This window comes from Nocardia sp. NPDC056064 (genome assembly GCF_042266925.1).
GTDB lineage: Bacteria > Actinomycetota > Actinomycetes > Mycobacteriales > Mycobacteriaceae > Nocardia.
Genome location: NZ_JBHJWO010000001.1, coordinates 4,773,462 through 4,799,111, shown reverse-complemented (window position 1 = coordinate 4,799,111; position 25,650 = coordinate 4,773,462). Strand labels below are relative to the sequence as shown.

Annotated in this window: 12 protein-coding genes; 5 read left to right on the top strand and 7 right to left on the bottom strand. The window is 70.6% G+C overall.

What is annotated here, in order from left to right:
• Window positions 1-9: 9 nt before the first annotated feature.
• A complete protein-coding gene (locus tag ACFC06_RS22210) occupies window positions 10-15,894 on the bottom strand; it encodes a hypothetical protein (protein WP_375934273.1) in 15,885 nt (5,294 codons plus the stop codon).
• A 243-nt stretch (window positions 15,895-16,137) separates the two neighbouring features.
• Between ACFC06_RS22210 and ACFC06_RS22205 the strand changes: the two genes are divergently transcribed.
• Genes ACFC06_RS22205 through ACFC06_RS22195 form a run of 3 tightly spaced genes read left to right on the top strand, consistent with a single transcriptional unit; the run spans window position 16,138 to window position 17,472 of the window.
• Window positions 16,138-16,521, top strand: a complete 384-nt coding sequence (locus ACFC06_RS22205) for a hypothetical protein (RefSeq protein WP_375934270.1) — start codon at window positions 16,138-16,140, stop codon at window positions 16,519-16,521.
• 19 nt (window positions 16,522-16,540) lie between these two features.
• On the top strand, window positions 16,541-17,026 hold the full coding sequence (locus ACFC06_RS22200) for a DUF6301 family protein (protein WP_375934267.1): 486 nt from the start codon (window positions 16,541-16,543) through the stop codon (window positions 17,024-17,026).
• Window positions 17,023-17,472 carry a hypothetical protein gene (locus ACFC06_RS22195; protein WP_375934264.1) on the top strand — a complete coding sequence of 150 codons (450 nt, stop codon included), beginning with the start codon at window positions 17,023-17,025 and terminating at the stop codon, window positions 17,470-17,472. The genes ACFC06_RS22200 and ACFC06_RS22195 overlap by 4 nt, the downstream gene beginning before the upstream one ends.
• Here the strand turns inward: ACFC06_RS22195 and ACFC06_RS22190 are convergent.
• The 3 genes from ACFC06_RS22190 to ACFC06_RS22180 all read right to left on the bottom strand — a co-directional run bounded on the left by ACFC06_RS22190 (window position 17,465) and on the right by ACFC06_RS22180 (window position 20,616).
• Window positions 17,465-17,785 carry a hypothetical protein gene (locus tag ACFC06_RS22190; protein WP_375934261.1) on the bottom strand — a complete coding sequence of 107 codons (321 nt, stop codon included), beginning with the start codon at window positions 17,783-17,785 and terminating at the stop codon, window positions 17,465-17,467. The genes ACFC06_RS22195 and ACFC06_RS22190 overlap by 8 nt on opposite strands.
• Before the next feature lie 117 nt (window positions 17,786-17,902).
• Complete coding sequence (locus ACFC06_RS22185) at window positions 17,903-18,700, bottom strand: ESX secretion-associated protein EspG (RefSeq protein WP_375934258.1); 798 nt, start codon at window positions 18,698-18,700, stop codon at window positions 17,903-17,905.
• Window positions 18,697-20,616: a hypothetical protein gene (locus tag ACFC06_RS22180; RefSeq protein ID WP_375934255.1), complete on the bottom strand. Its 1,920-nt coding sequence runs from the start codon at window positions 20,614-20,616 to the stop codon at window positions 18,697-18,699. Before ACFC06_RS22180 ends, ACFC06_RS22185 begins: the two co-directional genes overlap by 4 nt.
• Before the next feature lie 219 nt (window positions 20,617-20,835).
• On the opposite strand from ACFC06_RS22180, the gene ACFC06_RS22175 reads away from it, so the two are divergent.
• Both ACFC06_RS22175 and dtd read left to right on the top strand, forming a co-directional pair.
• Window positions 20,836-22,371 (top strand): hypothetical protein, encoded by a 1,536-nt coding sequence (locus ACFC06_RS22175; protein ID WP_375934252.1) that lies wholly within the window; start codon window positions 20,836-20,838, stop codon window positions 22,369-22,371.
• 44 nt (window positions 22,372-22,415) lie between these two features.
• Window positions 22,416-22,859 carry a D-aminoacyl-tRNA deacylase gene (dtd, locus tag ACFC06_RS22170; protein ID WP_375935692.1) on the top strand — a complete coding sequence of 148 codons (444 nt, stop codon included), beginning with the start codon at window positions 22,416-22,418 and terminating at the stop codon, window positions 22,857-22,859.
• A 24-nt stretch (window positions 22,860-22,883) separates the two neighbouring features.
• On the opposite strand, the gene map is transcribed toward dtd, so the two are convergent.
• From map to secY, 3 genes are read right to left on the bottom strand one after another with little or no spacing between them, the layout of a single operon-like run.
• Entirely contained in the window at window positions 22,884-23,681 is a 798-nt protein-coding gene (gene map / locus ACFC06_RS22165) for a type I methionyl aminopeptidase (protein WP_375934249.1), read from the bottom strand.
• Window positions 23,682-23,702: 21 nt separating this feature from the next.
• Window positions 23,703-24,248, bottom strand: a complete 546-nt coding sequence (locus ACFC06_RS22160) for an adenylate kinase (protein WP_278264887.1) — start codon at window positions 24,246-24,248, stop codon at window positions 23,703-23,705.
• The gene (secY, locus tag ACFC06_RS22155; RefSeq protein ID WP_375934245.1) at window positions 24,245-25,567 is read right to left on the bottom strand and encodes a preprotein translocase subunit SecY; all 1,323 of its coding nucleotides are present in this window, start codon (window positions 25,565-25,567) and stop codon (window positions 24,245-24,247) included. Before secY ends, ACFC06_RS22160 begins: the two co-directional genes overlap by 4 nt.
• Window positions 25,568-25,650: the final 83 nt, after the last annotated feature.

Sequence of the window (25,650 nt, the reverse complement as noted above, 5' to 3'; positions counted from 1 at the left end):
TCCGATCGGTCAGGCTCGGTCGCTGAAGATTGTCATCCGGCTCGCCGGATCGGCCACCACGTTACGGACCAGCAGGCCGAGGTCCAGTTCCGGTGGCAGGGCACCGTAGATCAGCTCACCCATCGGCCGCCCACCCACCGCGACGCTGAACCGCGTCATCCGCTGCGGCGAACGCTCCCACCCCACCTGCGCCCCATAGGTGACATCGATCGCCTGACCACCGACCTGCACCAGCAACCGGTCGGCGAGCCGATAGAAGATCACCGTCACCCCACCGAGATCGGCGTACAGCCCGTGCGCACCGTGCTGCCCCGGCGCCGCGGGCCGCAACGCCCCCGACCGCGGATCGAACTCGGCAGGCACACCCCCGCCATACGCCCGCACCAGCAACACAACCGGCTCGACCGGCGCCCGATACTCCGGCCGATAAGCCCGTCGCTCACTCCCCTGCCCACCCCCCGGCGGCATCACCGTCGGCGGATACATCGGCCCACCCTGACCCCCACCCGACCCGGAACCCGGCTGCCCACCCGGCCCGTACAGCTCACCCGATCCGAGACCATGAGGCTGGCTGCCCGGCGGATACGACTGACCGTTCCCGGGCACGTAAGCCTGGCCGGACCCCAGCGGCTGCCCCTGGCCAGCTCCGGTTCCGTGGGGCTGACCGTTCCCAGGCGCAGGGGTGTGACCATCCCCGGACACGAAGTTCTGACCGGGCACCGGCGGCTGGAGCTGACCGGTCCCGGCCCCGTAAGGCCGACCGTTCCCAGGCGACGGGGCGTGACCATCCCCGGGCACAAAGTTCTGACCCGGCGCCGGCGGCAGGAGCTGACCTGTCCCGGCCCCGTAAGGCCGACCGTTCCCAGGCACCTGGGCCTGACCATCCCCGGGTACGAAGTTCTGACCCGGCGCCGGCGGCTGGAGCTGACCGGTCCCGGCCCCGTAAGGCCGACCGTTCCCAGGCGACGGGGCCTGACCATCCCCGGGTACGAAGTTCTGACCGGGCACCGGTGGCTGAACCGCACCGGTGCCGGTTCCGTAAGGCTGACCGTTCCCCGGTGCGTACGGGTCACCGGTCCCCTGCGAGTACGGCTGACCGTTCCCGGGCGAGAAGGACTGGCCGTTCGCCGGGGCATGCGGATGACCGGTGCCCGGCATGAACGGCCCAGCGTTTCCGGGCTGGTACGGCTGACCGTTCCCAGGTGGATACGGCTGACCGCCATCCGGTTGGTAAGGCATGCCCGGCCCCGGCTGAGTCACCCACGGCGGGAGCGACGGCATGACACGACCACCGTCGGGCGGAGTCGGCCGATCAGGCCATGACGGTACCGGAGACCCACTCGCCGACGGCTCGCTCGGTACCGCGCCCGGCGGGACCGTAAGCCCCGGCGGCACACCAGATTCCGACGGTACGGATGGAGCCGAAGGCCCCGATGGATTCGTCGGCCACGGCTCGACCGGCAGGGGACCCGGAGTCCCCGGCGGAACCGGAATACGGGGCGGCACAGTCGGTTCTGTCGGCCACGGCGGCGCAGGCGCAGTCGGTTCGCCCGGCGACACAGGGGGCCATGGAGCGGTCGGTGGATCCGACGGCGCGGGCGACCATGGCGGAACCGGCGGGCCCGATGGCACAGGCGGCAGCGGCGGAAGCGATGGGTCCGCCGGCCCAGGCTGCGTGGGACCTCCCGGTGGAACAGGAGGCCATGAAGGTATCGGCGGGTCCGCCGGGTCAGGTGACCGCGGCGGGACCGTCGGGTCCGTCGGCACGGGAGGCCATGGCGGCACCGGCGGGTCCGACGGCACAGGCGGGTCCGACGGCACGGGAGGCTGCGGGGTCGGGTCCGACGGCGCAGGCGGCCACGGCGGACTCGGCGGCTCCGTGGGCACAGGCGGGTCCGACGGCACGGGAGGCTGCGGGGTCGGGTCCGACGGCGGAGACGGCCACGGCGGACTCGGCGGGTCCGTGGGCACAGGCGGCCACGGCGGCACCGGCGGATCCGAGGGCACAGGCGGCCACGGGGGACTCGGCGGGTCCGTGGGCACAGGCGGCCACGGCGGCACCGGCGGGTCCGTGGGCACAGGGGGGCGCGGCGGCACCGGTGGGTCCGTGGGCACAGGGGGCCGCGGCGGGACCGGTGGGTCCGCTGGTGTGGGGGGCCGCGGCGGGACCGGTGGGTCCGCTGGTGCGGGGGGCTGTGGTGGGGTCGGCGGTTCCGGCGGGGCGGGAGGACGTGGTGGTTCGGGGGTCTCCGGTGGGCAGGGCGGGTCCTGGGGGCCCGGTGGGGGTAGGGGTGGGTGGGGAGGGTGTGGTGGGTCGTGGGGTTGTGGGGTCAGGTCCAGTGGGGGGACCGGCCATTCGACGGCGTCGAAACGCGGTACGTCGAGGTCCACCTCGTATTCGTGCGGGGGGTGCGGGATGTGTGAGCGCAGGGACGAGCCCGGCAGATGACGACGCGCACCGGGGTGGTCCCCGTCCGGGGATCGGGGTGGGAGGGTCGGTCCGCCCGGGTCGAAGCCCTTGTCCGGACTTCCACCGTCCGCATCGGCATCCGAGCCGTCGGACCCGTCCGGATCGCCGCGGTCGACATCGGCCGGATCGGCAGGACGCCGCGACTCCTCGGCGGGCCCGCCCTCCTGATCGGATCGGCCGGACCCGCGCGATTCATCTTCACCGGCAACAGGATCCGGGTCCACCGAAGGTCGGCGCGACGACCCATCACCCGCGGTCGCGGAGTCGAGACCCGTTGCAGGCTGACCCTTCTCGACGGGTCCGCGATCCGTCGGGATACCGGGGTCGCCCGGGTCCGTGACCGGGTCGAGCACGGAAGGATCATCGACCACGACATCCGGTCCACTGCGCGGTGGGCGAGGCGATTCGGCAGCGGGACGATCGGCGCTTCCGGATTCCTCGTCCGAGGCAGCGGGCACATCGTGCGAACGATCCACGGATCGAGTTCCGTTATCCCCCTCGCTGTTCGGACCGGCAGGCAATTCCGGACGCACCGGCGCACCCGGCACGGCGGGAGTCGACGGCGCGGGCCTCGGCGCGCCATCCGGGTTCGACCGGGTCACGCCATCCGACCCGTCGACCTGGGCGGGCGTTTCCGGCGCGCCGAGTTCGGGGTCGGTGACGAACGGTTCGTCGAGCAGTGCGCGCAGGCGGGCGATATCGGCGGCGCGGCGGCGGATCTCGTCGCGGATCTGTTCGTGGACCTCGGCGAGGCGGTCCAGGGTGAGGCGTTCGTGTTTGTCGATGCGGCCGTCCCGGAACCAGTCGTAGACCTTGGCGATCTTCTCGTCGTCGGCGTCGGTGAGGTCGGCACCGAGCAGGCGGGCGTGGTCGCGGCTCGGGCCGGGGACGGCGTCGGTGGGCGCGGGGGGCCGGGGCGAGCGGTCGCCGATGGCGTCGGCGCCCACTTCGCGCAGGAAGTCGAGGGCGTCGCGGGGGTGGACCGGCGGGTCGTCGCCGATCGCGCGGGGGTCGGTGGCCGGGTCGTAGACCAGGTCTTCGGCGTAGGGGTCGACCTTCGCCAGCGCCCGCACGTAGTCGGCGAGCGGACCGGTGAGATCGTCGAGGTCGCCGCGCGCGGCCCGGTTCGACACGGCCTCGGCCAGGGTCGCGGCGTCCAGCGGCAGCCCGCCACGCGGGAATCCGAGATGCGGGGCGAGCGCGTCACGCGCGGCGTCGACCGCGGCCGGGTCCAGGGCGCGCAGCAGCTTCGCGTACTCGGTGAGGTCCTTGGCGCGCTGCCGGTGCAGTTCCACCCGGGTCGCCGGATCGGCGAGCCCCTCGGCCACCACCCGCGGACTCAGCTCGCCCGGGTCGACACCGAGCCGCAGCGCCAGCGCGCTGCGCGCGTTGTGCAGGGCGTTGAAGTTGTCGACGGCGTCGACGCTGAGCGCGTAGTCGACGAGCCCCTCGAGCTGCCTGGCCCGCACCTGGTTCGCGCGGTCCAGCTCGGCGAGCAGATCGTTCCACTGCCCCGGCGCGAGGTTCGACGGATCGTCGATCGCGAGCCGCCGCGCGACCTCGGCGATCTCGCCCCGCACCTCGGCGAGCGAACGCGGCTCCGGGACAGCACTGTTCGCCTCGTCGACGACAGCGGGCGGACCGGCGTGCGGCACGGTGTCCAGCGCAGGCACTTCGACCATCCGCCACGGCCCCGCCCCGTCGCGCACCATCGTCGCGTCGACGGTGCGCCCGTCCACCTCCTCACGCAGCTGACGCACCTGCGGGGCCTCGACCTCCGCGACCCGCACCCGCCCGTGCTCGTCGATCCCGACGATCCTGATGTGGATGTCGATCTCGCCCCGGTTGAGCCGATCGATGAAGTCCGCGTCGGCCGCGGCGAGCGCCCGCGCCAGCGCCGCTTCGTGCCCGGCCCCGGTGTCGACGATCGCGATCGTGCCGTTCTCCGGATCGAGCACGAGCCGGTCCCCGCTGTCGAGGTCGAGGAAATCGGCTGTCCGCCGGACGAATTCGTCGAACAGCCCGGCATTGCGGTCGAGCTGGTCACGCAGCTTCGCGATCTCGGCGTCGAGGTTCCCGACCAGCGCCGTGAGATCGGCGGCCGCCAGATGCGCCCAGGTGGACCGTTCGTCGCGCAGGCCCGCGCGGCGCAGGGCGTCGTCGAAGATCCGGCGCGCGTCCTCGGCGTGGATGGTGGGTGAGCCGTCGTCGCTCAGATCCGGCCAGAGATCGACCCATTCGCCGCCGTTGTTCACCCCGCGCCAGTTCAGCATGTCGAAGCTGAACTGCTCGCCCCTGGCCGCGACGACTTCCTTGAGGTAGGCGCCCAGCGGATCGTTGCTGAAGAAATTGGCGGGCCGGAACGGGATGTCGGCGTGTTCGGCGTTGAACAACCGCGCCGCGGCTTCCAGCGCCTGGATCACCCCGTCGCGACGCAGCAACCGGTACTGCGCCTCTGCGAGGGCCTTACGCAGGCCCTCCTCGCTGAAATCGGTGATCCGCAAGCCGAGTTCGGCGGCGAGCGCGTCGAGCACGGTGGCGTCGGCGAGTCGCTGGTCGACCGCGTCGAGCACCTCGCGCAGCCACGGCGGCAGCGGCTCGTCCGGCGGGGGTGTCCGCTCGGGTTCGGCGGAAACTCGCTGCGGCTCAGCAGGTTCCGTGTGCTGCTCGGCCTGCCGGTCGGCGAGTTCCTCCGGGGTGAGACTTTCCGGTTCGAGCAGGTGCTCGAGCCCGGCGTCGCGCAGTTCCTGTTCGATCCGGCGACGCAGTTCCGGATCGGCGTCGGAGATCCACGGCTTGTACTCGGTGCCGTCGAGATTGCGCAGCGGCAGGAACTCGCCCGCCTGATCGGCGATCCGCGCGGACAGATGCCGCAGAATCGGCACCAGCTCACGCTTGCGCCACATCTCGATGCTCTCTTTGAGGATGCGCACCGGATTGAACTTGACCTGCAACTGGTCGTATTCGCCGCCGGGCACCCCGGGTGTCGCGTCCTTCTCCGAGGTCAGCGGCAGCCCGGCACCGTGCCCGAGCATGGACTGGCCCGCGCTGTCGAGGCTCGAGCCCGACGGGTACTTCGGGTTCTCGCCGTGGAAGCCGCGATTTACCAGGCGATCCCAGAGCTTGCGCAGCCAGTTCTTCTTCGGTGCCACCTCGACCGGAGCATCGGCAGGCCGGAACGGACGCGGTTCGCGGTTCGCGAGCGGTTCGAGATGCCAGGCGTCGGGCCCGTCGGCCACCAGCCGCACCAGCATCCTGTCTCCGTCGACATCCAGCGACAGGACCCGGTCGTCGAGCTGGTGGCGCACCATCTGATACAGGTGCGCCATGTCCCCGGCATCGCGCGCCACCCCCGATCGCAACCGGAGGATGTCGTCGGCGGCGCGGACGAGACCGGGATCGGCGGGCAGTCCCAGCCGGGCGGCCCAGCGCCGCGCGACGGCCTCGCGCAGCGCCCGCTGCTGCGGATCGGTGGCGGCCTCGGCGTGCCGGACCGCGGCCGCGAACGCCTCGACCGCACCCGCCCGCAACACCTGGCGGTAGCGCGCGGCGTCGAGGGCACCCGGGTCGGTGAGGTCCACCCCGAACCTGGCGGCCAGGCGATCCATCGCCTGCTGCGCGGGCTCGAGCCGGGGTCCACCCGGCTGCCGCGCACCGTCTTCCGGCGGCAGGATCGCGGACGGACGCAAGGGCGTGGCCTGCGGGTTCGGCTCCGGTTCGGCGCCGAGCGCGGGGCGGGCGTCGTCGAGTCCGGCCAGCCGCAGGTCCTCGGCCAGCTCGGCGCGCACGCGCGGATCGCCCTCGACCCGCCAGTGATCGAGCCCGTCCTGCAATTCGTCCAGGTCGAGCGGCTCGTAGTCGTCCGGATACCGCATGGGCTTGCCGAGCTCGGCGTCGGAATCCAGGGCCCGGTCGAGGAATCCGCGCGCCCGCGCCATGTCGGCGATCTCGGCGAGCGCGCCGAGCGGATCACGCTGACCGGTCAGCGCGTCGCCGAGACCGAGCGCCTCGGCGAGTATCCGGACCTGTTCGGCCTGGTCCGGGGTGAGCGGTGGCGTGCCCGCGGTGGTCGAGGGCGGCAGGTCGCTCAGTTCCTGGAGGAACCGATGGACGTCGTTGAGGAAATCCCTGCGCTGGTAGGCACGTTGGGGCGCGTCACCCGCGCCGTCGGTGACCGGCTGATCCGGCCCGTCGGCGGCGGGGACGGCCAGTTCGGCGGGCGCCTTGGGCAGGCCCGAGCCCAGCGGTGACGAATTGCGTGACGGCTCTTCGGGTTCCGGGCTCGGCGCGGTCGGCGGCCGGGACGGCGGCTTCGACGGCGGCCCACCGGGTTCGGCAGGAAGGGGCGGCTCCCCCGGATCGTCGTCCCCACGGGAACGGCCGTCACCGCTGTCGCCGTCACCCGCGACACTCTTGCCACGGTCGCCGTTCCCACCATCGCCGGTCCCACTGTCGCCGTTGGTGCCGTCGCCGTTGGTGCCGTCTCGGTCGCCCCCCGGAGGCGCGGCAGCGGGATCGTCCGCGCGCTGATTCGCGGCCTCCCCGGCGAGTTCCTCGAACCGGCGGGCGATGTCGGCCTGCGCGGCATCGAGTTCCCGCTGGGCACGCAGGGACGACGGCTGGGCCGCGAGATCGTCATCGACACCGTCTAGGGCGCGCATCGTGTCGTCCAGCGCCGCGTCGGCCTGGTCCGCCCGGCGCTCATCGGCCTGATCGGCCAGCCTGTTCTGCCGGTCGACGGCCTCATCGATCCTGGCCAGCGGGTCGACCCGCTCGCCGGGCCCGACCAGATCGTCCAGCGTCGGCAGGGGTTCGGCGAGCTCGTCGGCGACCCGATCGAGCTTGCGCAGGGTCTCGTCGAGCTTCGCCTCGGCCCGCTCGTCGAGTTCCCGGCCCCGCTCAGGCGGCACATCGGTAGCCGACCGCGGATCCGGACCACCGTGGATCGTCCGCGGCCCGCCACCGGCTGGCCCACCGGCAGCTGGCCCACCATCGGCAGGCCCTCCACCGGTGGGCTCGGGCCCGGCGGGCAAACCCTGCTGTTCCCGGCCCACCTCGCCCGGCTCACGCCCGGGATGTTCTCTGACGGGCGGCCCGGCGGGCAGGTCCGCCACCGGCCGGTAGAACTCGTCGGCCAGCTCCCCCAGCCGCCGGATCTGCTCGGTCCTGGTCCGGATCTCCTCGCGGATGGTGGCGATCTCGGCGGCCAGTTTCTCCGGGGTCAGCCCCTCGTGCTTCTCGATCTTGCCGTCGCGGTAGGCCTCGTAGACCTTGGTGAAGGTGGCGTCGTCGGCGGTGGAGATGTCGACCCCGACCAATCGCGCCCAGTCCCGGTTCGGTTGCGGGCGTGGATCGTTCGGGTCGACGGGCAGGTCGGCGCCGTAGGCGTGCGCGAGGTTGTCCGCGATCAGGGTGGCGAAATCGAGCGGGTCGCCGCCGGGCCGGGCGGTGTCGGCCAGCTCGCGCAGCGCGTGGACCGCGTCGGCGTCGTAGATGTGCGGATCGCCGGTGGTGCGCGGGTCGGCGGCGGAATCGCCCTTGGGCACATCCTTGTACGGGTCGATCGACAGCAGCGCGTCGGCGTAGGCGGTGAGCGCGTCGAGCACCTGATCGCGCCGGCCGAGCCGGTGCAGCCGCATGACCCGCCTGCGCAGCGCGGTCGGGTCGATACCGGTGTCGGCGGGCCGGAACGACGACCTGCCGTGCCGGTCGGTCTCGCTGATCAGCGGCCGCAGCCGGTCCGGATCGCCCGGGCTCAACGCTCGGATCAGCGCGTCCTGCGCGGCCCTGACCGCGGCCTTGTCGATGTTCTCCAGCTGCTGGGAGTAGCCCGCGGTCCGTTGCGGATCGCGCTGCTGACCGGCGAGCAGATCCTCGAACTGCTGGTTGCGCAGCCCCCGCCGCTGCTCGGGGTCGGCCAGCGCCTCGGCGATCCGGCGCGGGGTGAGTTCGGCTTCCGGGATGCCGAGCCGGGTCGCCAGCTGTCCGCGCGCGTCACCGATCAGATGGAAGCTCTCGATATCGGACATGGTGCGCGCGTAGTCGGCCAGCGCCTCGGCCTGACCCGCGCGGACCGCGTTGTCCAGGTGCAGCGCGCGCACGGTGTCGGCGATGGCGTCCGGATGCAGTGCTGCCGGACCGAGCTGCAATTTCCTTGCCAGGTCGACGATTTCGCGCACCACGTCGGCGCGGTCGCGCGGCGTGGGCGGCGGCTCGGGTGCCGGCTGGACCGGACGCCACTCCCCGTCGTCGCCACGCAGCATCGTCACCTGGAGTTCGGCGCCGTCCACAACGCGCCGGATGTGCTGGACCTCCGGGGTCGCCAGCGGATCGAGGAAGCGCTGCCCGGCGCCGTCGTCGTGGGAGACGCGGAAGTCCGGCGTCAGCACACCGTTGTTCACGTCGACGGCCAGCTCGGGATGGTCACGCAACGCGCGCGCCAGCGCCTCTTCGCGGTCGAGCGCACCGTCGACCACCAGCAGCCGGTCGGGCCCACCGTCCGGATCGGGCACCCGCGCGACCTGATCGCCGTACATGGTGCCGACCGGCGGCGTGCCGTCCCCCTGCAGGAGGGGCTGCGCGGCGGCGACGAAATCGGCCAGATTCCGGGCCCGCTGCCGCGCCGACTCGCGCAGCTCGTTCAGTGTCGGTTCCAGCCGGTCGCCGGACAGATCACTCAGGTCCCGGCCGAACATGGCCGCCCAGCTGGACAATTCGTCGCGCAGCTGGTCGCGGCGCAGCGCGTTCTCGAAGAACTCGCGGGCGCGCGCCTGGTCGCGGCCCGGCTCGCGGTCGTCGGAGAAGCTCGCCCATTCGGGCAGCCGGTCCGCGCCGTTGCCGACCCGGTCGTAGTCACGCAGCGCGGTGTCGCCGTCGAAGGCGACGATCAGATCGCGCAGGAAGCGGCCGAGCGGATCCTTGTCGAGGAAGCTGGCCTCCGCCGAGAACGGCACGGCCCGCGGCTCACTGGTGTCACCCCAGTAGTCGCGCCGCGGCGGCGTGGCCTCGTCGTCGAGGTCGTCGTAATCGGCGGTGTCCTCGCGTGGTTCGCCCGAGTCGAGCTCCGCGCGACGGCCCGGCCCCGCCACGGTCCGCTCGTCCGGCGCGCCCGCCGGTTCGGTGTCGAGGGGGTGATCGGCGCGCCGGTAGGGCCGGGTCTGTTCGGCTTCGGCCCGGTGGGCGGCGTCGGCCAGCCCCTCGACCGCGCCGATCTCGCGCAGCACCCGGTGGGCCTGCCGGTCGATCGCGGCGCGCACATCCCGCGGGCTGTCGCTGTCGAGATCGATGCCGAGACGCTGAGCCATGTCGGTCAGCGATTCGCCCTCCGGCGGCGGGCCCGGCTGCTCGGGCGGCTGCGGCGGATCGGGCAGCGGCGCCTCTTCCATGGCCCGCGCCGTGTCGGTGTCGATGAGCCCGTTGAACTCCAGGTCGTCGATCAGGTCCTGGCGCAACCGCGGGTCCCTGCTGGCGCCGAACAGTTCCTCGAGGACGGCGCGAGCCTCGTCGGGGTCCATCCGGTGCGCCAGCAGCTCGCTGATCACCGTCTCGCGCACCGCGTTCGGATCGGCGTCGGTGATCCACGGCCGGTATTCGGTGCCGTCCGGGAAGTAGACCGGGTGGTAGTCGCCCGCCGTGTCCTCCTGGCGGCCCATCATGCCGCCGATGATCGGCAGGTGTTCCCGGTTGTGCCAGACCGTCAGACCTTCCTTGCCGATGCGTGCCACATTCAGGGCGGGATCGGCGGGTCCCGGCGGCGGGGCACTGGCCACCGGGCCGTCCGGCACGGGCGTCGGTGCGGCCGGTGGGTGCGCGGGCGGCGGGTCGGTCACCATGTCGATGCCGCCGGTCACGCCATCGCGAATCGCGGTCTGGCCACGTCCGTCGAGCCCCGAACCGGACGGGTACTTGAGATTGAGGCCCTCGAAGCCGCGATTGAGCCGATCGACCCACTTGCGCAGGTCACTACGGGTGTCCAGCAGCTCGGGATCGCTGTTGTGCGCGGGGGTCTGCTCGGGGTCGGCCGCACCGTCGTCGCGCGCGACGATCCACTGCCCGTCGTCGAGGCGCACATGCAGCGCGACGACCTCACCGTTGTCACCGAGCTCGACGCGAACCTCCCGCACCGGCGGCTCCGGCTCGGCGAAATCCGGCCTGCGCGGAGCGGATTCGTCGTCGGCGCCCAGCCAGTCGGTGTCGTCGGTGTCCGGTGTCCGCGCCGGATCGGCGTCGGGCTCACCCATGTAGTCGGTGGTGGCATCGTCGCCGGTAGACCGGTCGATGGTGGTGGGGTCGGCGCCGAAGGGCAGCGGCACGTCGGCGAGCAGGTCGACACCGTCGCGGTCGAGCAGCAGCTCGGTGACGGTGACCTTCCCGTTCTCGTCCGCGTGCACCAGCCGGTACTCCACCCGCAGTGTGCCGTCCTCCATGGCCGCCCGCAGCTGGTCCACCGCATCGCGGATCGCCCGGCCCTCCGGACCGTCGGGATCGATGCCGCGGGCCCGCATCTGCTCGGGGGTCTCGTTGAGCAGCAGAACGAGATTGCGGTCCTTGTTCAGGATGTGGCGCAGGTACTCCGGCGAGCCCTGTTCGGCACTGATGACCTTGGACCCACCGAGCGTCGCCCCGACACCCTTGGCCTCCACGACCAGCAGCGCCGGCCCCGAGTCGCCCTCGGCCGCCGGGACGTACGACGCGATGTCGACCACCCCGGCCCCGTCGAACGCGCCGTCGAACGGCGAGAGCTGGACCGCACCCGGCCGGGTGTCCGGATCGAGGGCGTAGTCCAGGCCCGCCAGCTCACCGAGCTTCTTGGAGACCTCGACCATTTCGCGGCCCTGGTCGTTGTAGTCGGTGGCGACGTCCTCCAGATCGCCGAGCAACGCGCGCTTACGGGTCCGTTCCTGCTCGCTGAGCGTGGTGTCGGCGAGCAGCTCCGCGCGCAGGCTCTTGATCTTCTCCGACAGCGCCTTGGGCGCGAGTTCGTGCTTGTCGGTCAGCCCGAACTCTTTCATGATCTTCGCGAGTTCTTTGCCGGTGTTGTTCCGCTCGGTCTGCAGCTCCAGTCGCCGCGCGGAGGCTTCGCTCAGCTCCGCCGCGCGTTCCGGGTCGCGCACCTCGTAGGACTCCGAATCGCCCTTCTGCACGCGATGCTGGTAGTCGGCGCCGGTGAGATGGTCCTTGAGGAACCCGCCCGCCCCGTAGAGCCGGAAGTCGACATTGCGTTTGGTGCCGGGGGCGTCGTCGTTGTGATGCCAGCTGCCGTCCGGGTCGCGGAAGCTGTCCGGGCGGTCGCCGGGGCGGTGCAGTCTGCCGTCCTCGCCGCGGAACATGCCGGGCGGCACCGGATCGTCGTCGCCCATGAAGTCGGTCTCGGGATACTCGGGCGAGACCAGCCGGGGTTCGAGCGGATCGCCGTCGCGCGCCGACTGTTCGATCTCGGCGTGGCGCAACGGGTCCACCCGGGGCGCGCCTTCGTCGATGATGTGGCCCGCGGTGCTCTCGGTGCCCTGCACCACCCGGGTGCAGTTGGCGCAGCACGGCGCTTCGGCGGCACGGCTCGGCACGTAGGGCGAGTTGAGGATGGAGGCCAGGCCGTCGAAATCGGTCGGCAGCTGGTCGTCGGGTCCCCGGCGCCGGTTGAGCAGTTCGCGGTCGTGCAGGGCAGCGTTGGTGCCGCGGATCTCGGCGTGGCCGAGCGGGTTGTCCGCGTGCGGGAAGTGCTGCCGGTCGCCGCCGTTGTGGTAGACGTCCTCGGGGTCCTGGTAGCGGGAGACGTTGTCGTGCAACGTCGGATGCAGCTCGGACGGATGGATGCGCTGCTCGGAGGTGCCGTTGGCGGCCTCGTAGACGCGCCCGGTGAGCCGGTCGATCGTGATCGACGAGACGTGACCGCGCCGGGAGGCGGGCAGCCGGTTGGCCTCGGCCTTCTCCAGGCGCTTGGCGGGCGAGTTGCCTGCCTCGGCTTCGGCCTTGTCGGCGGCGAGGAAGGTGTCGAGGGCCTCCTTGGCCGCTTTGGCCTTGTCCTTGGCGGCGGTGAGGCCCTCCTCGGCGGCGCGCACCCGGTCCTCGGCACCTTCGACCCCGGCGTCGCGGTCCTTCTGGGCGGCCTTGAGCTCGAGTGCGGCGTCACGGACACCGCGGCCCGCCGCCGCCTTCTCGGTTTCCAGGGCCTTCTGCTGGGCTTTGTGCTGCTCGTATTCGGCGACCAGGGCCGCGTCCTGCGTGGACGCGTCGACGAAGGCCCGCCCGCGCTCCTCGCTGAGCCGGTGCGAGAACTCGTCGATCGGCTCCCCGCCGACATGGGTGATCCGGCGCGGATCGCCCGTGGTCCGCACCATCGGGTCGTTCACGTCCAGCACACCGAGCAGGTGCGCGTCCACCCCGGGCGTCCGGCTGAACGGCGCGTTGACGGTGCCGACCTCCGGTGTCAGGAACGACATCGCCGCGGGGCGCGTCGGCGGGTCCTGGTCGCTCATGAAGTCGACGAGCTCGCGATCGCGGGACGGAGTGTCGCCGTCGAGGGTGTCGCGCGGGTCGGAGGGATCGGAATCCGGTTTGGTAGCCGGTGTTTCGCTGTTCGTGGTCGCCGAGTCCGGGCTGAACGTCCGCCACTGGCCGCCGCGATCGATCACCGGATCGGAGCCGGGTTCGCGCCGCACACCGACCCGGTCGGTCGGCGCGCTGACATCCACGCCGAGCTGATCCGCGATGTACTGCGCCCAGCCCGCGTCATTGCCCGCATGGCACGACAGCAGCCGAATGGGCGTGCCCTCGGTGTAATTCGGGTTGTTCCGGATCGCGTCGACGATGTCGCGCGGATGGACCGCGTCCCTGTTGCCCGGTGTCACCGAACCGTCGCTGCGGCCGTGCACCACCACATCGTGCGCGCCGTCGTTGCGGACGTTCTGGCTCACCCGGTGGGTGCGGGCGTCGTCACCGATCGCGGTGCCGGTCGGATTATGGACGACGCCTTGACCATTGGGCAGATGGGCGTCGGGGACCGGCGTGATGTCGTCGCTGTCGGGGCGCGGGTGTCCGCTGTCGTCAGCGCGGTCACGCGGGGAAGCGGCGTCATCACCCGGGTCGCGCGGCAGGCCGCTGTCATCGGTGCGATCTCGCGGCATGCCGGCCTCGTCGCCCGCGCGTGGACGCGCGGAGGAGTCGGCGCCACCGGGGCGTACCGGACGACCTGTCTCCGTACTCGGCCGTGCGGGGCTCGCGCCGGGGTCGGCGCCGACCAGCGGCACCACAGGTGCGACAGCGAGCGGGTCGGACCGGACCTCGGCTTCCCCGGCTCGCACCGGGAGCGCGGTGTCTTCCCCCTCCGCTCGCACCGAAGTCGCGCTGCTCTCCCCCTCGACTCGCACCGGCGGCGCTTCGCCCGGCGCGGCCCGCAATCCCTGGAGCGGGGTGTCGGCCAGCCCGGCGCCGCGCTGTTCGCCGGCACCGGCGCGCGATTCCTCCCCGGCGCGGACTCCCGGATCGTTCACCTGATCGGCATCGGAATCCGCCGTACGCGACGTATCACCGCCGAGTTCCGGTGTGCTGGAACGAATATCGGAGCCCTGGACGCCGTCCGGCATCCCGGCCCGGACATCGCTCGCCCCGGGCCGCGCCGCGGGAGTACCCGCCTGCTGGCCCGGTGCGGGCGGGGACTGCGCGGGGGTGGCGGGCTGCGCGGGGGTGGCCGCGGGCTGCGACGTCGAGGGCGGCGCCGACTGGCCCGTGACCGGCGCCTGACCTGTCGCGGCGGGCGACGGCGCGCCCGTCGCCGCCGGACCCGCACCGGTCATCCCGGCGGCCAACGGCGCCCCACCGGCCTGCGTGGTCGTGTCCCGGCCCGTCATCGGCGCGTCGACCTGGGTGATCGGCTTGCCGGTCGACGCCGCGTCGGTGCGGGTCCCGTCATTGACGTTCACACCGTCGGCGGGTGCATCGGCCTCCCCTGCCCGCGAATCGTTGCGGCCCGAATCAGCCTGTGCGGCAGGGCTTTCCCCGTCGGCGCGCGCACCGGAGTCCTGGCGTCCGCCGTCACCGGACTGCTGCGATTCGCCGGTCTGCGCCTCCGGCCTGGCATCCTGACGCGCACCGCCGCCACCGCCGTCTTGACGGCTCTCGCCGGTGTCCTGACGTGCTTCGCCCGCACCGGAATTCGTATCGGACGGGGCATCGGCTTCCGGCGACTGGGTGCTGCCCGCGGGCCGCATCGACTGGCCGCCGTCGTCGGCACCGGCACGACCCTCACCGGACCCGCCGTCCATGCCGTCCTCGCCCGCGCCGACCCGGACCTTGTCGTCGCCGCCCGCGCCGGTGGCACCGTCGTCGGCGCCCGCCCGGTTCTCACCCTCGCCACCAGGACGGTTGGACGAACCATCGCCCGCTCCCGGCGTCTGGTCGGTCCCGAAACTGCCCAGGTCATAGCCGGGACCCATGGCCTCGCGCACCCGCGAACTGAAGCTGGGCCGCTCGAACAGGCCAGGATTCATCTTCTGCCAGGCGGAATTCGCGCCCGCCTTGTTCAGGCCCGACAGCCCGCCGTTGGTGGCGCCCGCACTCCACATCAGTGGGTCGGAGGCCGCGGTCTGCAGGTTGTTCCAGGCTTGATCCCAGCCCTGGGTGAAACCCTCGTAGGCGAACTGGCCGAGCATGCCTCCGCCCGCGCCGACCAGACCGGCACCGGTGCCGGTGATGGCGCCGCGAAGCCACGGCGCCATGCTGTCACCGAGCCGCTTGCCGAGGAAGTCACCGAACGGTCCCGCCGCCAAACCGCCTGCGGCAGAACTGATCGCGGCCGACTTGACCTGATCCCAGTTGATCTCCTTGCGGTGGCCCTGGTCGACCTGCCACTGCTGCACACCGAGTTCCTGCAGGGTGCCCAGGGCGGTATCGATCGCCACATGCTGAGCGAGGAACTTCAGAACGCGGGTCAGCACCGCCTTCGCGCCGTGGCGCAGAATCGCCGCCACCACCCGGCCGAAGATGGTGCGCGCCACCACCCGGGTCACCGCGATCGCGGCCGCCTCCACCGCGGGCGCCGTCGGCGGAAAGACCCACGCCGCGGCGATTTCCAGCGCCAGCAAGCCCAGCGAGGACAGGAACATGATCTTGGTGTATTCGATCTCGGTGCCGGTCTGATACACCGAGTCACCGAGGATGTCGAACAGTTCGCCCAGCTTGGTGACCGACTGGTCACCGCGCGCCATGCCCTCGAAGGCCGCGAGCATCTTGTCGACGCCCTCGCCCTGCGGATACGCCTTGTACGCAGCGTCTTTGGCGGCATCGATGTCGTCGACCAGACCGCGCAGACTGTCGGCGGCCGTGCGCCAGTCCTCGGCCATGGCCCACATCTCGTCTTCGTTGCCTTCCGGCCATTCCATGCCGGCGAGAATCGAGAGCCAATGCAGCCCGGAGGGCAATTCGATCATGGGGGGCTACGTCACCAACTCACGTCCGTGAACGTCGCCATCGCCCCTCATCCTCCAAGCAAGTGGTGCCCACCCGAGCACACCACAAGTCGTTCGCCTGTGCAACAGAGTGGCAGTCATCGGCGAATCCGCCGTAACCGCAATATGAACGGCAAACGTCCGCCGCGAAGCCCGCCGCCGTCGGCTCGGTGGACCACGCCGGAGAACTTGACGGCCATGCGGAGCACGCGAAGGATCGGGTCCATGGAATTGCAGCCGGTGGCCATGTACCGCGAGATGTACGAGGGCACGCACGACGAACTGCCCTCGGTACACACCGCGCCGACCGGTGTCGTCGAGCCCGATCGCGAGCAGATCCTCGACTACATGCGCAAGGTCCGCGCCATCTTCGATGTCATGGGCTCCTCGGACCACCTCTTCGCCGAGGGCACCGATATCGAAGGCGGGCCCTCGCTGTATTCCGACGGCGTGTGGATCTGGCGCGAGGACTCCCTGGAATACCTCGCCGGACAGCCGCTGCTCCTGCCCGCCGAGTTCGTCGAGCGCGTGCGCTCCTTCGACTACACCCCGCAGACCTTCGACACCCGCGACCCCGACTTCGACGCGGCGTTCCTGTCCTATTTCTGATCGAGAGGAAGGCAAGCCAATGGGCAACTGGCGCGCTCTGCCCGCCGGCGAGGCGGCTGATCTCGCGGGCGCACTGCACACCCTCGACTGGTCGTGGGCCATCGACGACGCTCCCGCCGTGATCGAGAAGTTCGGCTGGCAGATCCTGTCGAGCCGTCCCCGCCGGATCATGCTCGACATCGGGTTCGGCCCCGACAGCGGCGCGATCCGCGCCAAGGACGGTCAGGTCACCGGGATCGAGCTGCAGCTCAGCGATTTCGCCGACGCGGATCACGACGCCGAGGTCGGCACGGCATTCGACGACATCGCCGCGGCGATCGCAGGCAGGCTCGGCGCCCCCACCGCGCGGGTCGCCGGTCCGCCACCGCAGATCCGGTGGGCCGGAGCGCGGGCCACGGTCGTGCTCGAGCGCTCCGCCGCCTCGGTGTGGCTGTACCTGCTCACCAATGCCCGGCTCGCCGCCGACGACCGCAATATCGCGCTCGACGAGCAGGGCCTGCTGTGACCGACTGGTCCCAGTTCGCCGCCGGGCTCGCCGCGGAGCTCGCGGCCGCACCCGACACCACCGTGCTGGTCATCGGCGAATCGGCGGCACCCGGGGCCCGCCGCTTCGCGCAGTTCCGCAAGGACGGTGACGCGGTGTCGGCCGAACTCACCGGCGACGAATGGCTCGAGCCCGGCTTCCGCCCCGGCGACGACGGCGCCCGGGCCATCACCGAGGCAGGCTGGCACCGGCCCGACGAAGCCCACATGGGCAACTGGTGGACCGAATTCCCCTGGCCGGTCGCCACCGAGGACTACCAGCGACTCGCCGCGAGCACCGTCACCGGCCTCCGCGACGGCTTCGGCATCGCCTCCCCGGCCGCGCTGGTCTACCAGGGCTGGGTCGAACGCGCGGGCAACAGCGATCTGCACCTGCCGGGCCTGGGCATCCGCGACGCGGCTAGGTGAGCCCGTTCCGGTTGCCCTGCTCCATCTTGTCGATGTAGTCGGCGCTCTCGGTCTGGCCGTCGGCGAAGTCGGCCATGGACTTGGCCATGGTCTTGACGTTGTCGCTGGTATTGGTCCAGGACGAGTCGTAGCCGTCGTCACCGCCGGGGCCGTCGTTGAAGCTCTGGCCGAGTTTGTCGTTGCCCCAGACGTTTCCACGGCCGTTGAGCGAACTGTTCAGCGTGTTGATGATCGTCGTGAGTTGATTGCTGACCCCGCGCGACTTGCCCGCCGCGGTCCGGAAATCGTCGGCGTCGTATTCGAACGTGCCCATCGCCCTCATCCCTCCACGAGTGGTGCTTCGAGCACACCACAACACTTTCGCGTGCGCAACAGCCTCACACAGCCGGGCGAATCCCGCATGGCGCCACCGTGAACGGCCGGTGCGGGGTCAGACACCGGCCTCCCAGTGCGCCTCCACCCGCGACATCATGCGTTCGATCGAGGCATTGATCTTGTCGGTGAGATCGGCGCGCGACATCGCGGTGGCCGTGGGGTTTTCGTGCGGCAGCTCGATCACGTAGCGGCCGTCGGCGGGCAGGTCGCGCCACACCAGGATGTCGCGGTGCATGCCGCGCGAGCCGAACATCGATTGGTTCTGCAGGATATTGATGGTGCCCGTGCGCTCGGCCGGACGGTTGAAGAACTCGGTGCTGCGCTCCACGATGGAGGTGTCGGCCTCCTCGAAGAACATCGACGGGCGGTGGCCGTAGTCGTCGGGGGTGTCGCCGGTGTCGGTGACGAGCGGGATGATGCCGCCCGTTCCCGCGCCGGTGTCGGGCATCAGGCCGACGATCGCGTCGGCCAGCCCGTAGGGCCCGATGTCGACCACGGTGTAACCGCCGCTGTGCGTGGGTGTTTCACCCGGCAGCTGGTAGATCAGATACCCGTTGGCACCGGCCCGCGCCGCCCGCGCCTTGAGCCAGTACCCGGCCTCGTCGCGCGCGGCGTCCTTCCAGCCACGCAGCCGCACATAGGCTTCCGGCCGCTCGAGCACGTCGAACACCGAGCGCAGCGTCGGATCGACCGTGTGCTGCAACCGCTGCCAGGTCTGGTACTTCTCCTCCTCGTAGTCCTCGTGCAGGCGGGTCGTGGACTGGAAGGTCAGTGGGCGCGGCAGGTCGGTGCCGACGAATCGCTGCCACAGCACCCGGAACTCGATATCGGTGAGCTCCCACCTCTGCGTCATGCCTGACCCTCCGGGCGCGCGTGCGCGAGGGAGCCGGTGGCGCCGACGTCCACCGATTCGACCGGCGCCTCGAGCTGCTGGGCGGGCGCTTCGGCCGCCAGCGACTCGGCGACCAGGCCGGTGAGCGGGGTGACGACATCATCGAGCCCGGACAGGTTCGAGAAATCGGGCAGCGAGGCGCGCGGGAACGCGTCGGCGGTCGCGGATTCGGTGGTCTCCCCGGCCACCGCGGCCCCGTCGGTGGCGGGTACGGCGGTCTCGATGCCGAGCAGTTCCGCCAATGGGGACAAGGCGGGATTGTCCGCGATCAGCTGGTTGATCTCGGGCGACTGCGACAGCAGCTCGGCCAGGTCGGGGAACTGGCCGAACAGGTTGCCGAGCTGGGTGAAGTCGGGCAGGCCGGAGGTGGCGCCGGTGTCGGTCGCGGTCGAGGACACCTGCTGCAACGCGGTGGCCAGCGACGGCAGCGCCTGGGTGAGCGAGGAGACCGCACCGGTGACCGCCGACATCACCGAGGACAGGATGCCGGACATGTCGCCGGAACCGGAACCGGCCGAACCCGACGAGGACCCCGTCGATCCGGTCGAGCCGTTGGACCCCGCGATCTGGCCGTTCGCGCTCTGCTGCGAACCGCCGGTGCCACCGCCCTGCTGCTGCAGGGCCGCCGCCGCCTGCTGGGCGGCTTGCTGAGCGGCCTGCTGCTTGGCCACGTCGGCGGCCGACTGGCCCTGCTGCTGACTCCCGCCGCCGGAATTACCACTGCCGCCGGAACTTCCGCTGCCACCGGAATTACCGCTGCCGCCATTGTTTCCGGCGTTGTTGCCATTTCCGCCGTTATTGTTGTTGCCGTTGTTGTTGTTATTGTTGTTGTTTCCGTCGTCCGGTTTCGTCACCGGACCCTTCGGCGCGGCGGGCTCCGCCGCCGCCGGGAACAACTTCTCGGTGTTCATCACACCGTTGACGTAGTGCCGCTCGTACCGATCGCGGTTCTCCTGCAGATCGTCGTCGCATTTGTCCTCGGTCTCGATCGGCATACACACCTTGGTCGCGTACAACCAGTCCGCCGTGTACTCGAGGTTCTGCTGCATCATCGTGAAGGAATCGCTGGCGACCATCGCCGACTTGCCGAACGTGCTGATCGCCGCCAGCGCCGCGTCACCGCCCTGGCTCTCCCACCGGTCGCTGGTGATCTCGCCCAGCTTCTGCTCGAGGTTGTAGGCGGCGCCGTGCACGGCGTGCGCCATGGCCTCCCAGATCGGCGCGTCGTTGGCCACTTCCTGCCAGGAGATCCGCTGACCGAGGTCGTACATGTCGCGCCAGGACATATTGTCCGCGGCGCGGACCGGGATCCGCACACCGACCGCTTCGGCCGTCGCGGTGCCCGAGTGCTTGGGCACGTTCGCGGTCTCGATGTCGTAGTTGTGCTTCTCCATCTTGATGTTCATCTCGTTGCCGGAGACCTTGACGTCGACCTCCCAGTGGTCCGGCGTGTACCCACCGGCCCGCGACACCTCCCCCGCCATGTCCTTGGCGCCGGGCGCGGAGTTCACGCTGCCGAGCTGACCCTTGAGCGCGGCGAGATTGTCGGCCGAACCCTGGTCGGTGTCGGTGTAGGACTCCCCCGCCGCCTTGAACAGCGAGACCAGGTCCTCGAGCGAGTCGATGTAGCGGCCGAGCAGGTCCTTGGCCTGGGTGGCCTCGGCGATGAACTTGTTGCGCAGCGGCGGCCCGGCGTCGACCTGGCTGCCGCCGAGCTTGGCCTCGTCGTAGTTGTTGAGGTCGCCGCGGAACAGGTCCTGGCATCCCTTGAACACCTCGATCGCCTGGCTGCACGCCTTGGCGGCCTCGAGCGCGGCCCCTGTCTCGACCTTGACTTTCGCCTTGCCTGCCAACCCTGACCAGGGAGAATCGCCCACGCTCACCGCTCCTCGAAGCACCCCACCGACGACCCACGCAGCCGGTTCGATCGTCTCGCATTCTAGTAAGCAATGCGAAATATGCACAGCCACAAGGAAACAGGGCAACACCACCGGATGAACATCGGAGTTCGCCCCAACGATCCGGCACCCGGGGCCGATCTGTGACAGACTCGATCGAAGCGCAAGGGCCGCTCGGCGGCCGGATACCGACGAGTGATGAGGCCGGAGATTGACGTCGCGATGGAACTGCTCATGCCCGATCTGAGTAGCCTCGAGCGGCGCGTGGCGGTCGACCGCACCCAGACCCGCAACCAGCGGCCCGAGGACTACCTCCAGCTCGCGGGGTCGCTGACCGAACTGGCCCAGGGCCTGCTGGCCACCCGCGACGATCCCACCGGCCGCGACCGCACCGCCGAGGCGCTCGAACCCGCGCAGGAGGCCGTGGCGATCCGGCTGCACTGGCTGGTCGAGGGCTGGGTCTCCTACGAGTACGCGGGTGCGTTGCAGGACGCGCTGCGCCTGTTCGAGCAGGCCACCCGCCTGGTCGGGCACCGGCAGCTGGCCACCAACACCATTCGCAGCGCCTGCTCGGCCTATCGCCAGGTCGCCCAGGACTATCCCGAGGTGTCGGCCATGTGCGCCGACGGCCTGTCCAAATGCGGCGTCTGGCTGATGCGCCTCGACCACGACGCGGCGGTGGCGGCCACCGAGTCCGCCGTGCGCATCCGCGCCGCCATGTACGCGCGGGCCCCGGAGCAGCCGGGCAAGTACCTGGCCAGCCTGAGCACGCTGCTGCGCACCATGATGGTCGGACGCTCCCGCAAGCAGGCCATCGCGACCTACCGCGCCCTCTACTCCGAGCTCACCTCGCCCGCGGCCACCGCGCGACTACGCGAAACCCGCGTGGAGGAGCTCGATCTCACCCTCAAGACCACCCAGGCGCTGGTGAAGCTGGGCGCCACCACGCTGGAGAAGGCCGGGCGGCTGACCCAGCAGCAGATCCTCTACCAGTCGGGCGGCGACCTGGCCACCATCGACGAGATCAACTGGCGCCTGGCCCTGGTCGGGCTCAAGCCGCTGGCGGCGGGCGCGATGCCGGAGCCGCCCTCGCGGCCGGTGGAGATCTCGGCGACCTACGGCGCGCTGGCCGTACGCTGCTCGGCCCCGGACGCGCTCGACCAGGTCCGCGCCGCCATCGTCGCCGCCTACGCGAGCGACGGCGCCACCCCGGTGGACGCGGGCCGCTTCGCCGGCGTCCACGAAAAGCACTGGGGCGTCAAGGAACCGGTGACCAACTCGGCCACCGAACTCGGCGCCGATGTCGTCCTGGTCGAAAAAGCTTCGGGCAGCTGGATTTCGGTGAAGAGCCTGAACTGGGAGATCGGCGCGCTGGCCAAGCATCCGCTGGCGGTGCGGCTTTCGGAGAAGTGGCCGGTGCTCACCGTCGCCACCATCGAGAACATCTCCTACGAGCTGTGCCTCTACGACAACGGCGTGGCCACCCAGTACGCCGCGCTCGGCAGGCCCGCCGGACAGGCCCCGCTCGACGCGCCACTGGCCCCGCTGGACTTCGCCACCCTGGCCGACTACGGCGCCGACTACGCCTCCGAGACCCAGGTGCGCGCGGCCTTCGGCAATGCCCCGATGTTCGCCAAGGTCACCGAACTGCCCGGCAGCGGCATCCGTCAGGCCGCCGAGAAGGGCCCGCTCACCGACTTCGGCCCGAACATCCTGTTCTTCGGCAAGGACTGACCCGCCGGGTCCGCACGCGCCGTCACCGGGCATGATCGGTGGCTGTGCGAGTACTGCTGCAACGGGTGACCAGTGCCCAGGTGAGCGTCGACGAGCAGGTCGTCGGCCGGATCGAGCCCACCGCCGCATCCGGCGGCCACGGTCTGCTCGCCCTGGTCGGCGCCACCCACACCGACACCGAGGCCACCGCGCGCGCCCTGGCCGACAAGACCTGGCGCCTGCGCATCCTCGACGGCGAACGCTCCGCCGCCGACCTCGACGCCCCGATCCTGGTGGTCAGCCAGTTCACCCTCTACGCCAACACCGCCAAGGGCCGACGCCCGTCCTGGAACGCCGCCGCTCCCGGCCCGATCGCCGAACCGCTCGTCGACATCTTCGCCGCCACCCTGCGCGAACTCGGCGCCACCGTCGAAACCGGCCACTTCGGCGCCCACATGCGCATCGACCTGACGAACGACGGCCCGGTCACCATCCTGCTGGAAGGCTGACCGGGCCGCGTCGAACGAGCAGAACTACTCCGGGCGGAGGGTGAGGATGCGGGGGCCGTCCTCGGTGACGGCGACGCTGTGTTCCCAGTGGGCCGCGCGGGTGCCGTCGGTGGTGACGACGGTCCAGTCGTCGTCGAGGGTCTTGGTCTCGGTGGTGCCGAGGGTGAGCATGGGCTCGATCGCCAGCACGGAACCGACCACCAGGCGCGGCCCCTTGCCAGGGGCGCCCTCGTTGGGCAGGAACGGGTCCATGTGCATCTCGCGGCCGATGGCGTGGCCGCCGTAGCCGTCGACGATGCCGTAGGCGCGGCCGTGCGCCTGCTCGGCGGCGCGGGTGCCCAGCTCGATGGCGTGCGAGACGTCGGTGAGGCGGTTGCCGGGCAGCATGGCCGCGATGCCGGTCTCCATCGACAGCCGGGTCGCTTCGCTCAGCAGTTCGTCGGCCTCGATGATGGTGCCGATACCGAAGGTCCAGGCCGAATCGCCGTGCCAGCCGTCGAGGATGGCGCCGCAGTCGATGGACACCAGATCACCCTCGGCGAGAATGTCACTCGCCGAGGGGATTCCGTGCACGACCCGGTCGTTGACCGAAGAGCAGATCGAGCCGGGGAAGCCGTGGTAGCCCTTGAACGACGGGACCGCGCCCGCGTCCCGGATGGTGGCCTCGGCCACCTGATCCAGCTCCAGGGTGGACACGCCGGGCTTGGCCGCGTCCCGCACGGCGACCAGCGCCCGCCCGACGATCGCGCCCGCCGCCGCCATGGCGTCCAGCTCGCCCGCCGTGCGGAACGGCACGACCTTCTTCTTCCGGTTGAAGACCATCCGGCCTCAGTACTCCGATCGCTACTTGCCGAGAGCGGACAGCGCCCGCGCGTTGACCTCGTCGACCTCGCCGATGCCGTCGACGGTCACGACAAGACCGTCGTAGTAGGCCAGCAGCGGCTCGGTCTCCTCGCGGTAGACCCGCAGCCGGTTGCGGATGACGTCCTCGGTGTCGTCGGCGCGGCCACGGGCGAGCATGCGCTCGACCACGGTGTCCTCGGCGACCACGAAGCACAGCACCGCGTCGAGCTCGGAGCCGTTGTGCTCGAGGATCTTCTTCAGCGCGTCGGCCTGGTCGACCGTGCGCGGGTAGCCGTCGAGCACGAAGCCGTTGGCGGCGTCCGGCTCGGCCACGCGGGCCTCGACCATGCGGTTGGTGACGTCGCTGGGGACGAGGTCGCCCGCGTCCATGTACTTCTGCGCTTCGCGCCCGAGGGCGGTCTGCTGGCTGATGTTCGCGCGGAAGAGGTCTCCGGTGGAGATGTGCGGAACGCCCAGCTTCTCCGACAGCAGGACGGCCTGAGTACCTTTGCCGGCACCCGGCGGACCGAGCAGAACAACTCTCACTTGAGGAACCCTTCGTAATTTCGATTCATCAGCTGGCTCTCGATCTGCTTGACCGTGTCGAGACCCACACTGACCATGATGAGCACCGCGGTACCGCCGAACGGCAGGTTCGCCACCGCCCCCGAATTGCCCATGTCGAGGAACAGGTTGGGCAGCACGGCGACCAGACCCAGGTAGATCGAGCCGGGCAGCGTGATCCGGCTCAGGACGTAGTTCAGGTAGTCCGCGGTCGGCTTACCGGGCCGGTAACCCGGGATGAAGCCGCCGAACTTCTTCATCTCGTCGGCGCGTTCCTCCGGATTGAAGGTGATCGCGACGTAGAAGTAGGTGAAGAACACGATCAGGCCGAAGTAGATCGCGATGTAGACCGGGTTGCCCGGGTTCACCAGGTACTTCTGGATGATCTCCTGCCACCAGCTCGGGTCCGTGGCCGTGTTCGACCCGGTCAGCTGAGCGATCAGGTTGGGCAGGTAGAGCAGCGAGGACGCGAAGATCACCGGGATGACACCGGCCTGGTTGACCTTCAGCGGAAGATAGGTCGAGGACCCGCCGTACATCTTGCGGCCGACGACGCGCTTGGCGTACTGCACCGGAATCCGGCGCTGACCCTGCTCGACGAAGATCACGGCCACGATGATCACCAGCACGGCGGCACACACCAGGCCGAAGACCAGGCCACCGCGGGTGTCCAGGATCGCCTTGCCGTCCAGCGGGATGCGCGCGGCGATACCGGCGAAGATCAGCAGCGACATGCCGTTGCCGACACCGCGCTCGGTGATCTGCTCGCCGAACCACATGACCAGCGCGGCACCGGCGGTCATCACCAGCACGATGATGATCATGCCGAAGATGCTGGTATCGGCCAGGATGGGCTCGTTGCAGCCCTGCAGCAGCTGACCGCGCGCCGCGAGCGCGACGAGACCGGTGGCCTGCAGGATCGCGAGCGCGATCGAGAGGTACCGGGTGTACTGCGTCATCTTGGTCTGGCCGGCTTGGCCTTCCTTGCGCAGTTCCTCGAACCGCGGGATGACGACGGTCAGCAGCTGGATGATGATGCTCGCGGTGATGTAGGGCATGATGCCGATCGCGAACACCGACAGCTGTAGCAGCGCTCCACCGGAGAAGAGGTTGATGAGCTGGTAGATACCGGCGGACTCACCGCCGGAAACCAGCTTCACGCACTCTTGGACGTTCTGGTAATCGACACCGGGGGACGGCAGCGCGGCACCCAATCGGTACAGCGCGATCAACCCCAGCGTGAAGAGAATCTTCCGCCGTAAGTCCGGAGTCCGGAAGGCCGATACGAAGGCGGAAAGCACAAATCCTCCTGGCGAACGACATGGTCAGGCCATCAGCCGATGACGGTCTTGGCAGACAAAGCTTGTTGAGACTCTAACAGTGG